This window comes from Bacillus sp. EB V-12, from assembly GCF_056158125.1.
In genome coordinates this window covers 734736-749019 of sequence record NZ_JBUXJL010000002.1, presented here as the reverse complement: position 1 = coordinate 749019, position 14284 = coordinate 734736, and the positions used below count along the sequence as shown (strand labels likewise).

At 36.6% G+C, this 14284-nt stretch carries 17 protein-coding genes; 2 read left to right on the top strand and 15 right to left on the bottom strand.

The window, feature by feature from the left end:
* Nucleotides 1-9: 9 nt before the first annotated feature.
* A complete protein-coding gene (panC, locus tag ACZDYH_RS10530; RefSeq protein ID WP_000707029.1) occupies nt 10-858 on the bottom strand; it encodes a pantoate--beta-alanine ligase in 849 nt (282 codons plus the stop codon).
* Nucleotides 858-1694: a 3-methyl-2-oxobutanoate hydroxymethyltransferase gene (gene panB, locus ACZDYH_RS10525; RefSeq protein ID WP_000851108.1), complete on the bottom strand. Its 837-nt coding sequence runs from the start codon at nt 1692-1694 to the stop codon at nt 858-860. Before panB ends, panC begins: the two co-directional genes overlap by 1 nt.
* A 482-nt stretch (nt 1695-2176) precedes the next feature.
* Here panB and ACZDYH_RS10520 point away from each other — a divergent pair, with 482 nt between their 5' ends.
* The gene (locus tag ACZDYH_RS10520) at nt 2177-2566 is read left to right on the top strand and encodes a cupredoxin domain-containing protein (protein ID WP_434713916.1); all 390 of its coding nucleotides are present in this window, start codon (nt 2177-2179) and stop codon (nt 2564-2566) included.
* A gap of 127 nt (nt 2567-2693) precedes the next feature.
* Here ACZDYH_RS10520 and ACZDYH_RS10515 read toward each other — a convergent pair whose 3' ends face one another.
* Genes ACZDYH_RS10515 through ACZDYH_RS10485 form a run of 7 tightly spaced genes read right to left on the bottom strand, consistent with a single transcriptional unit; the run spans nt 2694 to nt 8248 of the window.
* Entirely contained in the window at nt 2694-3674 is a 981-nt protein-coding gene (locus tag ACZDYH_RS10515; protein WP_001192063.1) for a biotin--[acetyl-CoA-carboxylase] ligase, read from the bottom strand.
* Entirely contained in the window at nt 3659-4852 is a 1194-nt protein-coding gene (locus ACZDYH_RS10510; RefSeq protein WP_000439321.1) for a CCA tRNA nucleotidyltransferase, read from the bottom strand. Before ACZDYH_RS10510 ends, ACZDYH_RS10515 begins: the two co-directional genes overlap by 16 nt.
* Nucleotides 4839-5984 (bottom strand): N-acetyl-alpha-D-glucosaminyl L-malate synthase BshA, encoded by a 1146-nt coding sequence (bshA, locus tag ACZDYH_RS10505; RefSeq protein ID WP_000768305.1) that lies wholly within the window; start codon nt 5982-5984, stop codon nt 4839-4841. Before bshA ends, ACZDYH_RS10510 begins: the two co-directional genes overlap by 14 nt.
* On the bottom strand, nt 5981-6685 hold the full coding sequence (gene bshB1, locus ACZDYH_RS10500; RefSeq protein ID WP_000015673.1) for a bacillithiol biosynthesis deacetylase BshB1: 705 nt from the start codon (nt 6683-6685) through the stop codon (nt 5981-5983). The genes bshA and bshB1 overlap by 4 nt, the downstream gene beginning before the upstream one ends.
* Before the next feature lie 11 nt (nt 6686-6696).
* Nucleotides 6697-7092 (bottom strand): methylglyoxal synthase, encoded by a 396-nt coding sequence (gene mgsA / locus ACZDYH_RS10495; RefSeq protein WP_000684765.1) that lies wholly within the window; start codon nt 7090-7092, stop codon nt 6697-6699.
* Between the two features lie 14 nt (nt 7093-7106).
* Nucleotides 7107-7907, bottom strand: coding sequence for a dihydrodipicolinate reductase (gene dapB / locus ACZDYH_RS10490; RefSeq protein WP_000658813.1), 801 nt, complete (start codon nt 7905-7907; stop codon nt 7107-7109).
* On the bottom strand, nt 7907-8248 hold the full coding sequence (locus tag ACZDYH_RS10485) for a nucleotide pyrophosphohydrolase (protein WP_002108639.1): 342 nt from the start codon (nt 8246-8248) through the stop codon (nt 7907-7909). Before ACZDYH_RS10485 ends, dapB begins: the two co-directional genes overlap by 1 nt.
* Before the next feature lie 492 nt (nt 8249-8740).
* Between ACZDYH_RS10485 and ACZDYH_RS10480 the strand changes: the two genes are divergently transcribed.
* Nucleotides 8741-9622, top strand: a complete 882-nt coding sequence (locus tag ACZDYH_RS10480) for a YitT family protein (protein WP_000202121.1) — start codon at nt 8741-8743, stop codon at nt 9620-9622.
* Between the two features lie 28 nt (nt 9623-9650).
* Here the strand turns inward: ACZDYH_RS10480 and ACZDYH_RS10475 are convergent, their stop codons facing one another.
* From ACZDYH_RS10475 to qcrC, 6 genes are all read right to left on the bottom strand, one after another.
* Complete coding sequence (locus tag ACZDYH_RS10475; RefSeq protein ID WP_000876873.1) at nt 9651-10292, bottom strand: uracil-DNA glycosylase; 642 nt, start codon at nt 10290-10292, stop codon at nt 9651-9653.
* A 101-nt stretch (nt 10293-10393) separates the two neighbouring features.
* Nucleotides 10394-11077 (bottom strand): zinc metallopeptidase, encoded by a 684-nt coding sequence (locus ACZDYH_RS10470; protein ID WP_058839490.1) that lies wholly within the window; start codon nt 11075-11077, stop codon nt 10394-10396.
* 101 nt (nt 11078-11178) lie between these two features.
* Entirely contained in the window at nt 11179-11967 is a 789-nt protein-coding gene (gene ypjB / locus ACZDYH_RS10465; protein WP_000831584.1) for a sporulation protein YpjB, read from the bottom strand.
* Nucleotides 11968-12073: 106 nt separating this feature from the next.
* Nucleotides 12074-12760 carry a lipoprotein intramolecular transacylase Lit gene (gene lit, locus ACZDYH_RS10460; RefSeq protein WP_000414378.1) on the bottom strand — a complete coding sequence of 229 codons (687 nt, stop codon included), beginning with the start codon at nt 12758-12760 and terminating at the stop codon, nt 12074-12076.
* A 25-nt stretch (nt 12761-12785) separates the two neighbouring features.
* A complete protein-coding gene (lhaT, locus tag ACZDYH_RS10455) occupies nt 12786-13376 on the bottom strand; it encodes a lipoprotein heptaprenylglyceryl N-acetyltransferase LhaT (protein ID WP_025709269.1) in 591 nt (196 codons plus the stop codon).
* 119 nt (nt 13377-13495) lie between these two features.
* Nucleotides 13496-14263 (bottom strand): menaquinol-cytochrome c reductase cytochrome b/c subunit, encoded by a 768-nt coding sequence (gene qcrC, locus ACZDYH_RS10450; RefSeq protein WP_000554603.1) that lies wholly within the window; start codon nt 14261-14263, stop codon nt 13496-13498.
* Nucleotides 14264-14284 lie beyond the last annotated feature (21 nt).

Here is a 14284-nt window from a genome sequence, read left to right as displayed (position 1 = left end):
TGCTCCCCCTTATTTAACCGTTAATGTTATATTGTCAATTAATCTTACATTTTCAAACTTAACTGCAATAGCTAAAATGATTCTTCCTTCGACTTTCTCTACCATTGTTAATGACGGATATGCATATAAATCCGCATAATCTACAGTGCCTTTCGTATGCGTCTCAATATAATCTTTCACAAGATTTGTAATGATTTCCGGATTACGTTCACCTGCCTCAATTCTTTCTTTCGCTATACATAGGCTGCGGTATAAATGAAGAGCTTCTTCACGTTCATCTTGTGATAGGTACACGTTACGAGAACTTTTCGCTAAACCATCTTCTTCCCTTACAATATCAACTGGTACGATTGTAACTGGAATATTGAAATCAGTTACAAATCCTTCAATTACTGCAACTTGTTGAGCATCTTTCATACCGAAATAAGCACGCGTTGGCACCGTAATATTAAATAGTTTCATCAGTACAGTTGCAACACCAGCGAAATGACCAGGTCTTTGTTGACCGCATAATACGTCCGTGCGCTTCACAACTTCTACTGTTGTTGTTTGTTCTGCTGGATACATTTCTTCTACACTCGGATAAAATAAATAATCTACACCGTTTTCTTTTGCTACATTTTCATCTCTATCAATATCACGAGGATATCGATCTAAATCTTCATTTGGGCCGAATTGTAGCGGGTTTACAAATACACTTAAAACTACAATTTTATTTTCTTCTCTTGCCTTACGTAATAAAGTAGCATGGCCTTCATGTAAATAACCCATTGTTGGAACAAAACCAATACTCTTTCCACTTGCACGAAGTTCGCTTGTAATTTGCTGCATCTCTTGCACTGTAGTTACGATTTTCATTATTGTTTTCCTCCGTATAACGCTAAGCATTCTTCCTCTTTCATTGTGAACGAATGTTTTTCTTCAGGAAATTGCCTTGTCTTTACTTCAGTAACATATTGTGAAATCCCACGCACAATCTCCTCTTGAACAGACGTATATTGCTTCACAAATTTCGGAACACGATTTACGCCGTATGAGATAAGATCATGATAAACAAGCACTTGTCCATCTACTTTTTGTCCTGCACCAATCCCAATTGTTGGTATTGTTAGTTGCTCTGAAATAAGTTCTGCTAACTGCATTGGTACACATTCTAACACAAGCGCTATTGCACCAGCTTCTTCACATTTCTTTGCATCTTCTATTAATTTTTTTGCACTCTCCGCATCTTTTCCTTGCACTTTATATCCACCCAACACTCCTACCGATTGAGGGGTTAAACCTAAATGCGCTACAACAGGAATTCCTGCGTTCGTCAAATATTGAATCGTCGATATAACTTCTCCAGCACCTTCTACCTTCAGTGCGTGTGCCCCGCTCTCTTGAACGATGCGACGTGCATTCACCATCGTTTCTTGTAATGATACGTGATACGACATAAATGGCATATCAGTTACAATAAACGTCTCTTTCGCTCCACGGCGTACAGCTTTCGTATGATGAATCATATCCTCTACTGTTACAGGTACTGTTGAATCGTATCCGAGTACAACCATTCCAAGAGAATCTCCAACTAGAATCATATCAACTTCAGCTTCTTCTGCTAATTTAGCAGATGGATAATCATACGCCGTTAGCATTGTAATCGGCTCACCTTGCTCTTTCATCTTCAAAAAATCTGTTTTTGTTTTCAAAAACTACTCCTCCTTTATGCAGGAGAGAGGAGATGGCCGAAATCATATAAAAAACCCCTCTGACCATAAAAGGGCAGAAGGGTTGTGTGTTAGTCGGCATTATTCATCCCTCTGTCCCAGTCCGTTATTGGATCAAGGCAGAATCCAAGTTATTATTTTTCGTATGACTTCGAATCATGGTGCAGTTCGCTCTGATACTGCCCACATTCGAACTAATTATAGCAAACTACAAAAAGGAATTACTACATTTTTTTGAAAAAATAATTTTTTATTCTTATTACGGTATATGAAATTTAACACGAGAGTATATATGCTATACAGTTTTTATGGAGAATTCTATCCTGAAAAGATACATGTTTTTTCAACGCATGCTAAAAAAGTCCAAGTTAATTTTTTCTGTAATCCATTTAACTGTATAGTATAACTCTTAAACTAATGATGCAGGTTAATTGAGGAAAGTACTTAACAAAGGAGAATTGCAGATGTCTATGAACAGGTGGTTATTTCGATTCAGCAGTTTGCTTGTAATGATTGTATGGTGGATGTCTTTAGGATCCTCCCATGTATTTGCCTCATTTACTGTCGTAACACCCCCCACCGATTTAACGAAAGTGATTGAGGTTGAACTAAATGATGATTACTTTAATCCAAATGTTATCACGATTCCGCTTGCAGGATCAACAACATTACTATTGAAAAATAAAGGTAAAAACGAGCACACCTTTACAGTGAAAAAACTCGGCATTGACGTCGTAATCGAGTCAGGAAAAGAAAAGAATATTACCGTGAAACCTAAAAATACTGGTACATATGAATTAATATGTCGATACCATCTTCTTAAAGGAATGGCAGGCAAAGTAATCGTCAAATAACATGCCCTGCCAATTAGGCGGAAGATATTTTGAAATGAAATTTAAATATGAAAAAAATTTATTATCATGTTACAAATTCAACTCAAAACTATTGAAATAAAAAGAAGTTCCAAAAGAGGAACTTCTTTTACTTAATTTCAATATCTGCAGAATGAATATGATGTACTTTCCCCTCATGATCCTCCAGAAGTAATACACCATCCTCTGTGATTCCTTTTGCTAACCCCGTAATTGTCTCTCTCATCGTTCGAGCGGTAATTTCTTTCCCGATGCTCACAGCGTAACTTTCCCAAAGAATTTTAATGACAGAGAAACCATTTTGTAAATACTCTTCATATAATTTTTCTAGTTGTAAATAGATTTGTTGCATAAGTTCTGCACGAACAATCGGCTTACCTGATTCAATCGCTAATGAAGTAGCAATGTGCTGAATTTCTTCATCAAAATGTTCTTGCTTTTGATTCGCATTAATACCGATGCCCATAATGACAGCATTAATTTTATCAGGATCCGCTTGCATTTCTGTTAATATACCTACAGCCTTTTTACCTTGAATTAAAATATCATTTGGCCATTTTATTCCTACGTTTACACCCGTGCATTTTTCAATTGCTTGTGCAACACTAACGGCCGCTAACAAAGTAAGTTGCGGTGCATGATGAACTGGGATTGATGGGCGTAAAATAATACTCATCCAAATCCCTGTTCCTTTTGGTGAATGCCATTTTCTGCTTAAACGACCTCTTCCCGCTGTTTGTTCTTCTGCTACAACGACTGTTCCTTCTTCTGCACCTTCATAAGCAAGTTTTGCTGCAATGTGCTGCGTTGATTCAACAGTTTCTTCAAAATACACTGTTCTACCAATCCGCTTCGTTTGTAGCCCTAACTGAATTTCATTAGCGGTCACTTTGTCTGGCTTACTTGCAATTCGGTAACCTAATCGACGCACAGCTTCAAGTTCATATCCCTCACTCCGCAGATCCTCCATATGTTTCCACACAGCAGTTCTTGAACAACCAAGTTTATCACTAATTGTTTGGCCGGATACAAACTCGCCATCCGCTTCAGAAAAAACTTGCAATAACTGCTTTCTTATAGTAGATTGCATCCTTGTAGCCACTCCCTTATACGCTCTTTCTCATTAACTACGTTTCCTTGTACGATTGCTTCTTCGATTTTCTGAAGCATCTCAGCAACCCACGGACCAGGCTTTTTGTTTGCCCAGTTTAATAAATCATTACCAGTCACATTCATTTCTTGACGCTCCTGGATTGGCAATGCATGAAACATTGATTGTACTCGTTCAACAGATGTAGGGTCATAGCGTTCAATCATCGCTTCATATACTCTCTCTGCCATTTCAGCGATATGAATTCCCGTTTTATAAAGAAGGACTGTATCCCAATCCTTCTCCTTTCTAGTACGGATTGTCAATAAAACTGCAACAATATCTTTTATTTTTTTATTCGAAAACTTCCATTGACGTAAAAAGACAGATGGATGTTCTTCTCCGATACAATATAAGAAAAATGCCCACGCCTCAATATCCGTTTCGAAAGAATCCCATTTATACTGCGTAGCTTTTAACAGTCTCTCTTCTGACATTTGTAAATATGGCAAATGAGAAAATAGCTTCGTCTCTACTAATTCTTTGAGACCTTTCACACAATATGTACCAGTTAACAGTTTCTCAAACTCTACTGTAATACGCTCAATTGCTATATGTTCTAGCAAATGCCCATACGTTTCAATCGCTTGCTTCGTTTTCATTTCTAATGAAAAACCTAACGTGCTTACAAACCGAATACCACGCATCATTCGCAGGGCATCTTCTTGAAAACGATCCGCAGCATTTCCAACTGTCACAATTTCTCTCTGTTGAATGGCTTCCTGTCCAGCAAATAAATCGACCATTTTGCCTTCTTCTGTCATAGCAATTGCATTCATCGTGAAATCACGACGTTTTAAATCCTCTTCTAATGAACGAACAAATTGAACACTACTAGGTCTTCGAAAATCTTCATATTCGCTTTCTGTTCGAAAAGTAGTTACCTCATAGGGCTCACCATTTTCTACAACAATTACAGTTCCATGCTCAAGACCAACAGGAACATTTCTTGGGAATATAGCCATCACTTCTTCTGGTAGAGCAGATGTCGCAATATCAATATCTCCAATCGGCCTATCGATAATAAGATCTCGTACGCTCCCACCAACAAAGTAAGCCTCATGTCCTTGTTGCTTTAATGTCTCAATAATAGAACTAGCTTTTTTAAATCTTTCCATTTTTGTCATCCCTTAGTACGTCATAGTAAATCGTTTCATATTGTGAAACAATTTTTTCTGAGCGAAATTGCTCATAAACACTTTCTCTTGCTCGTTCTCCCATATTACGGTGAAGTTCCTCGTCCTTTAATAGCTGAATAGCTTGATTTGCCACTCCTGTTGTATCGCCAACTTCACATAAATATCCTGTTTCCCCGTGTTGAATAACCTCTGGAATACCTCCAACCCGTGTTCCGATACAAGGTACACCACACGCCATTGCTTCTAATAAAACAAGACCAAAACTTTCCTTCTCTGATAGAAGCAACATTAAATCACTCATCGCAAGTAGTTCTGCAACATTATCTTGCTTCCCTAGGAATAAAACGCGATCTTCAATATGTAAATTCTTCACTATCTGTAAAATCGTACAGAATTCTGGTCCGTCTCCAACAAGAAGCAACTTCGCATCTACTTCTTTAACAATTTTAGCAAATGCCTGAACAACATCCTGCACACGTTTCACTTTACGGAAATTCGAAATATGAATAAGTACTTTTTCACTCTCACTTATACCATATTCTTTCTTTAATTGAGACATATTACGCTTGAAATATACACGTTCGTCTATAAAGTTATATACCGTTTGAATTTCTTTACTTGGTTTTACAAGCTCATGTGTTTCGTTAATTAATGAATGCGAGACAGCAGTAACAACATCCGATTGCTCAATACCAAAACGAATTAAATTATTTAACGAAGGGTCAGAACCTAGCACAGTAATATCTGTTCCATGTAAGGTTGTAACAATTTTAATACGCTCTCCGATCATTTGTTTTGCTAAATATGCACAAATTGCATGTGGTATTGCGTAATGCACATGTAAAATGTCTAAGTTTTCTCTTTGTGCAACCTCGGCCATTTTACTTGCTAACGCTAAATCGTATGGTGGATATTGAAATACAGAGTATTGATTTACCGTCACTTCATGAAAATAAATGTTTGGATATACTTTATTTAACCGGAATGGTAAACCCGATGTAATAAAGTGAATTTCATGCCCACGTTCCGCCAATTGCTTTCCTAATTCTGTTCCAACAACTCCAGAACCACCTACAGAAGGATAACATGTAATACCTATTTTTAATTTCATTTACATCCCCCTAATAAATCAGCATGTAATAAAACCGGTTTCTTACTCATAAATCCCTCGGCATACAAGACTCCAACTTCTTTTCCAAACATCTTCTCACGAGCAATCACAGTTTCAACGTAACCTTCTGTTAACGGTGTCTTAACACCATCACTCCCTGTTGAAAACTGACTTTCATACGCTTCTAATGCTTCCACCTTTATAGAGAGGTACTCACTTATATCTATACAAAAATTCGGTTTATGAAAACCATTAATCATATAATTATAAAAAGACTCCACACGATGTGGTGAAAGTTCCGGCATATATTTACGGATTCCTGCTGAAAAAATAGCCTCTTCCACAAGCTTTGCACAATTTGCATGATCTGGATGGCGATCTTCATAATACGGCGCAAAAACTAGTTTTGGTTTATATGTACGGATCACCTTGACAATTTCACGTATATACTCTTCTTTCATATACAAACCACGGTCTGGCATCGCTAAATTCAGCCTCGTTTTTACTCCCATTATACGAGCTGCGACCTTCGCTTCTTCTTTTCTCAACTCTATCGTTCCATTTGAAGAAAGATCAGCTTCTGTTAAATCACAAATACCTACTTCATACCCTTGCTTTGTATATTTAGCGATGGTACCAGCCATGCCGATTTCAACATCATCGGCATGAGCACCAAACGCTAATATATGTAATCCACTCATAATTGTTCCCCTCATTTTCTTAACTTACGATAATCTAAATCTCCTCGCTCTAATGCGTGCATTAACATTTCAGCACTTGCCATATTCGTTGCAAGTGGAATCGCATATACATCACATAAACGAAGTAATGCATTCACATCCGGTTCATGCGGCTGTGCTGTTAATGGATCGCGGAAGAAAATCACCATATCTAAATCGTTCTTTGCAATCATTGCACCAATTTCTTGATCTCCACCAAGAGGGCCAGATTGATATCTTGTTACAACTAATCCAGTCGCTTCCATAATGCGAAGCCCTGTCGTTCCTGTTGCAAATAATTCATGTTGTTCAAAAATTGGTTTATATGCGTATGCAAACGAAACCATATCATTTTTCTTTTTGTCATGTGCGATTAAGGCAATTTTCATCCGTTGTCTCCCCTTTAGTCGATAATATTTTCTAAACCGTACACAAGATGATCAAGGTTCATTACTGTCTCAATTGATAGTTTTACACCTGACATAAATGATGCACGATTGAATGAATCATGACGAACTGTTAACATTTGTCCATCTCCACCAAACATTACTTCTTGGTGTGCAATAAGCCCTGGCAAACGTACACTATGAATGTGAATACCGTCTACATTTGCACCTCGTGCACCTGCTAGTTGCTCTACTTCATTTGGATGACCTTGCTGCTTTGATTCACGATTTTGGCGAATTAACTCTACCGTTTTTACAGCTGTACCAGATGGTGCGTCTAATTTTTGATCATGATGTAATTCAATTACCTCAACATCTTGGAAATATTTCGCTGCCATTTGTGAGAATTTCATCATAAGAACTGCACCAATTGCAAAGTTTGGAGCAATAATTGTTCCTACTGCTTTTTCTTTTGCATTCTCTGTTAAACGTGTCAATTCTTCTTCTGTAAATCCAGTTGTACCAATAACCGAACGAAGTCCACGCTCAACTGCAAGTGTAACGTGTTGTTTCCCCACTTCTGGTGTTGTTAAATCTAACAACACATCTGCTTCTACTTCATCTAAACAAGTATGTAAATCAGCATAAATCGGCGCATGTAATGCTGGCATGCCAGGTAAATCAGAAATCTTCTCACCACCATGCTTATAATCCACTGCTGCTACTAAATTAAAATGTTCCGTTCTTTCCATAAGAAGGACTGCTTCATGTCCCATACGTCCTCTTGGTCCGGCGATAATTACTTTAATTTCTTTCATTATTCTTTCTCTCCCTCATCAATACGTGTCCAGCGATCTTTATCACGTGTATTAAATTTATTCATTACAATGTTATGTGCTGTCTCTAAATCAATATTTAAACTATTTGCCATACAAATCATAACAAATAATACATCTCCAAGCTCTTCTTCAATACTTCTTTCTTTTTCAGTTGTTTTCTTCGGTTTCTCACCATAATAATGATTTACCTCTCTTGCAAGCTCTCCCATTTCTTCCGTTAAACGAGCCATCATTGCAAGCGGACTGAAATAACCTTCTTTAAACTGACCAATATATGCATCTACTTCTTTCTGCATATCTTTCATCGTTTTTGCTTCCATACTATTCACCTCTAATCCTTCCTCTTTCATGTTAGCCAATTCATCGCGATTTGACAAATATTATTCCCCGCCAAACACCTATTTGCGACCCATTTTTGGATAGACTATAATAAAGTGAAACTTCTTTTGTGATTTTTTTGCAAAAGATTAGTTGAACTAATCGGGTTCCTACGGCTGGTTTGCCTTTCTTCAGAGGTTTATCTCCTACCAGCCGTTGGTACGGGGTAAAGTGAAACTTCTTTTGCGATTTTTGCAAAAGATCAGCCCACACCAATCGGGTTCCTACGGCTGGTTTGCCCCTCTTCTTTGCTTCATCTCCTATCAGCCTTTAGAGCGGGATAAAGTGAAACTTTCTTTTGCACTTTTCACAAAAAATCAGCCCACATCAATCAGGTTCTTACTATTTTCACTAGCAACTAGAAATTACTTATTATTATGTTTTACCGTTTCAGCGGAGCAATGCAATCATTACATAATTAGGGGGATTTCTATATGACATCAAAATTGAAGATGCGAAATATTATTTTTATTTTAATTGGTTCCGCTATATTTTCTTTCGGTATTGTCAATATCAATATTGAAAACCACCTTGCAGAGGGTGGGTTTACTGGTATTACACTATTATTGTATTTTTTATTTAAGTTTGATCCTTCCTACTCAAACTTAATTTTAAATATCCCTATATTTTTTATTGGCTGGAGGTTACTTGGCAGAACGACATTTTTATATACATTAATTGGAACCTTTAGCGTATCTTTATTTCTATGGATTTTCCAGCGTTACGAAGTACTCAACTTACATTTAAACTTGCAAAATGATATGACACTCGCAGCTTTATTCGCCGGGGCATTTATCGGTATCGGCCTTGGAATAATATTTAAATATGGCGGGACTACTGGCGGTGTAGATATTATCGCACGACTAGCGCACAAATATGTTGGCTGGAGTATGGGGAAAACAATGTTTATGTTTGATGCTGTCGTTATCGTCGTCTCTATTCTTACCTATTTATCATACCGCGAGGGCATGTATACGCTAGTTGCTGTTTTTATCGGTGCTAAAGTCATTGATTTTATGCAAGAAGGAGCTTATGCTGCCAAAGGAGCGACTATTATCTCAGAGAAAAACGATGAAATTGCTGCCAAAATTTTATCTGAAATGGAGCGCGGAGCAACCTTTTTAAAAGCTGTTGGATCGTATACAAAAGTGGAACGTAATGTATTGTATTGCGTTGTTGCTAAAAATGAAATCGTGAAATTAAAGAATATCATTACTTCTGTAGATCCTCATGCTTTTGTCGCTGTAAGTGATGTACATGATGTAGTTGGTGAAGGGTTTACGTTAGATGAAAATAAAAACCCTTTACATAATTAAATATAACTAGAAAAGCGCCTTAGCTTTTCTAGTTTTTTATTACAAGTCTTTTAAGCTTCTCAAAATCCTCATGAATAAGCTCCAATAAACTCCGATTATAAAAAATGGAAGCTGGATGAAAAGTCGGAAAAACATGATATTCTTTCTCTGACCATGTAAACTCTGCACTTTGCATATCCTTTAATTTTTGAATGGGCTGTTTTAATAATTGCCCGTGTACATCTGTGATTTTTTTATTTTTTCCTGTTAAACGTTGAAGACCGATATTTCCAAGCGTGACGATAAGCTTCGGATGTATTTTCTCTAATTCATAATCTAACAAAGGCGCATGGGCAACTATTTCTCCCTGATTTGGCGTTCTATTATACTTTTTTTGTATGATTTCACCATTTCGTTCTTTTTTCTCTCGCCATTTATAAGGTCTACTCCGAACAGCGCTCGTAATATATACTTCTTCCCTTGTAACGTGGATACGCTCTAAAAAAACCATTAATTGTTTTCCCGCCCTCCCGCTAAACGGAATCCCATTATGAATTTCTGTTTCACCAGGTGCTTCTCCTAACAACATAAATTTGGGATTTTCAGGACCTTGTCCACTTAAAAAACCTTCTAGTTGGTAAGGAGCACTACGCTCTTGTACTTGTTTTACTAAATGGTCTGGATATTTCATTTCCCCCACCACCTTTCCGCATTACTTCTATTATTTCTATTTGCAATACATTATATAATTCAATCCATACAACAAAAAAAGACTATCAAAATTGATAGTCTTTAGTCGTCGCTACGCTGCATACCAGTATACATTAATACGAGACGTAATAATTCAAATACCGCTACAGCTGCAGCTGCTACATATGTTAATGCTGCCGCATTTAATACTTTACGAGCTTGCCCATATTCATCTGTTGATACAATACCTAACGCTTCAATTTGTTGCATTGCGCGCTTTGACGCATCAAACTCAACTGGCAATGTAACGAGCTGGAACACAACACCTGCTGCCATTAAAATGATACCTAATAACAACAAACCAGACATTTGTGCAAATATACCGATTAGGACGAAAATCCAAGACATATTCGAACCAAAGTTTGCAACTGGCACTAACGAATGACGAACGCGCATAAATTTATAATCTTTTGCATCTTGAATTGCGTGTCCTACTTCGTGTGCTGCAACTGCTGTACCAGCAACTGAATGTCCATAATAGTTATCTGTTGATAATCGAACCGTCTTAGCGGTTGGATCATAATGGTCTGATAAATGACCTGGTGTTTCTTCTACAGCTACGTTGTATAATCCATTTTCATCTAAAATTTTTCGAGCCACTTCCGCTCCTGTCATACCTGATGTTGAATAAACTTGTGAATACTTGCTATAGGCACTACGTACTCTTGACTGTGCATACAACGGTATGATCATTATGATCGCGAAGTAAATTAAATAAAACATCATGAACCTCCATTGAAGTTTTAATTATAGTACTTCTCATTCTATTTTCTTCTGCCACTATTGTCAATGAATAAACCTTACAATCCATATCTTTATTTATTGCATTATCTATTTTTAGAATGTACATTACTTTTTCTTTTTTCTCTCTCTCCTTTATACTTTCTCCATCCAACATAAGTTAATGTGAATAAAATAAGTCCCCCAGTAATTGTCATAAACCAAATGAGAGAGGGTGCAATTTCATCTTTTTTTACTGTGTGAAATATCTTTTGCAAATCCCCTTTAATAATCCCTAATTGCATTTGGCCGCCTTTCGTTTTTAACATAACGTTACGAAATTCATCTAAATAAGATAAATGAACATTTACACGCTGGACCTCGTTTTCTGGCAAAGCAATCATTAAGCTTGGATAAATAATATTGAATTCATTTAAAAACGTATTTAACGTTTGTTGAAACTGCCCAGCATCTTCTTTTTCCATCGCTTTTTCCATTTGAGAAAAGGCATCCATTACTTTCCTTTCTCTTTCCATCCAAAGTGGTTGATATTTCGATACTTGTGCATCAACAGCAAGTTGTAATGCCAGCACATTATCAATTTTAGCTTGCTTACCTAAACCTTCTTCAGAGAGCGATTGTTGCGCCTTATCGTAAGCTAAAGAAATAACTCTAACTTGATCTGGTGTTACTTCCTGCTTCTTTTCATTCCCCTTTATTAAAAACTGCTCCGAGAAATGTTGTAATACTTGTACCGCTTTTTCATCTTCATTACGCTTCACTAACTGTAACGAGTCGTCTAACAACCCTGTTAGCTCATTCCACTCTTCAGCATATATACGTAACGGAAACATTATAATTAGAAATGCTATCAATCCAATTAATGTTCTCTTCATCCCGGTCCCCCCTTAACTACTAGTACAAAATATGTTAATTTGGACAAGAATAGAACAGAACTAGACCGAAAAATATATTATCGTTTTACAAAGAAAAAAATTCTCTTTAAGCAGAGAATTTTTTCTGTGACATCCTTTTCTTTTTTACGAGATATCTATATAAGCTGTAACAAAGTATACTCCCACCTAAAATGAATAATAAAATAGCACACGCAGCATGCATAAAGAACTCTTCTGGTAACATTAATATAATTGGATCCTTTTCAGGATCAAAAACCCAATAATCATTACTAAATAAAAGTTTATGGAATAATACAAAACTCTTTTCAAAATTAATAGCAATTGGTAACATAAGCGCTATCGGAAAAATGATTGTTAAAATCGATCCGTGCAGTAAAAACTTTTCATTTTTCTTTTTTAATAAATAAATTCCGCCTATCACTGCAATCATAATTGTCGCATACATTACATATTGAATCTTTACTAAAATATTTTTAACATCTACAAAATGAATACGGCCATTTGTGGACATATCTAATGTGGGCAAATGTAATGCTCCGTCATAAAACGGGGATAAATATGTAATAAGCACATCGTAATTTCTTTTAATTTCATCCTTCGTCATATCCGCTAAATCAGGAATATTTAAAAAATCAATTTCAAAATAATACAACCATTTTCCATATACAACTGCCGTTGTTGCGAGTGCAAAAATAGAAAATGCTATGCTATATGAAACAACTAAAGTAATCAATCGATCCAATATTTTTGTACCACTCTTATTTTTCTCCATGTTCTCCCCCTAAATGTTCTAACCATCATAAAGAAAATTGTTTTCTTTGCTCACGTAAGCAACAATAATATGTAATACATAGTACAGCAATACTTAACCAAAACGTAAAATAACCAATTTCCTCTACAAACAAATGCATAATTCCATATCGCGGCATTTGCCAAAATAAATAATCAATTGCATCGTTATGCAACGTCCACACAGCTGCTACTATAAAATGCCATTTTTTTATACGATAGAATGGAGCATATAAAAATCCTTGTATTGCCATCGCGAAGTGCGAAAGCATTAACATGTAGCCCATAAGGCCTATAGGCCCTTTTACGTAAATCATAATCGCGTTTACAACAACAGCCCAAATACCATATTTTATTAAAGTTACAATCGCTAACGCTTCTATTAATCCCCAGTTTCTCTTTGCCAAAAAAGCAATTAAAACAAAGACAAAAAAGAGAGTCGCCATAGGACTATCTGGTACAAACGGCCAAAATATAGGTGACGTTTCTTTCAATTGATTTCCGTACCATATAAATCCATAAATTGTACCTAATAAGTTAACAATTAATAAAAATAATAATACCGAGCGTTGTCTTAACATTGCATACAAGTACACCAATCCGTATGTCCAACACCTTTCAAGCAAAGTAATTCATTCACTAAATCCTACTCTATTATAACAAACTTCATCCAACTAAATAGAAAAGCTGACTACAAATTTTGTAGTCAGCTTTTTTATTATTTTTTATTATACTTTGCAACGAATTCCGAAAGCTTCTTCAGTTCCTCATCCGTACCTTTAAATACACCTTTAGGCATTGAACCTTTTCCCTCTTTCGCAATTTTAGCAATTTCTTCTGGCTTTAAAGTTAAGTTTTGCAGTGCCGGTGCTGCTGCCCCGCCTTGTAAATTGTCACCATGACATGTTAAACAAGTATTTTTTTGCATTAATTTATAGCCATCATCATTTTTATCAACTGGCGCTGTTTTTACAATTGCTCCTTGTTTTTTTGCAGCTTCCCAGTCGTGGTGTGCTACAGATTCCCAAGTTAAAAAGATAATCGATGCAATTGCTAAAAGCATAAATCCAGTTGCCACAGGACGCTTCAATGGACGTCTTTCTGGACCTCGATCAAGAAATGGAGCTAACAGTAATGCTCCAAACGCAATCCCTGGCATAATAAATGCTCCAATTACAGTAAATGAACCGGAAGCATACGAATACTTTAATAACTGATACAAGAATAAGAAATACCAATCTGGAAGTGGTATATATCCAGCATCTGTTGGGTCCGCCATTCTCTCAAGCGGCGACGGATGCGCCACTGTTAAACATAAATAACCGATTAAAAAAACTGCACCAACCATCCATTCTTTTAACAAGAAGTTCGGCCAAAATGCTTCTGTTTTCCCTGGGTATTCAGAATAGTCTTTTGGAATATTTGGTTTCCGAGCTACTGGTACCCGAGAATCTCCTACAAACTTCATCCCTTTGCCGCGATGCATAATCTCCCTCCTTTAGTTCTT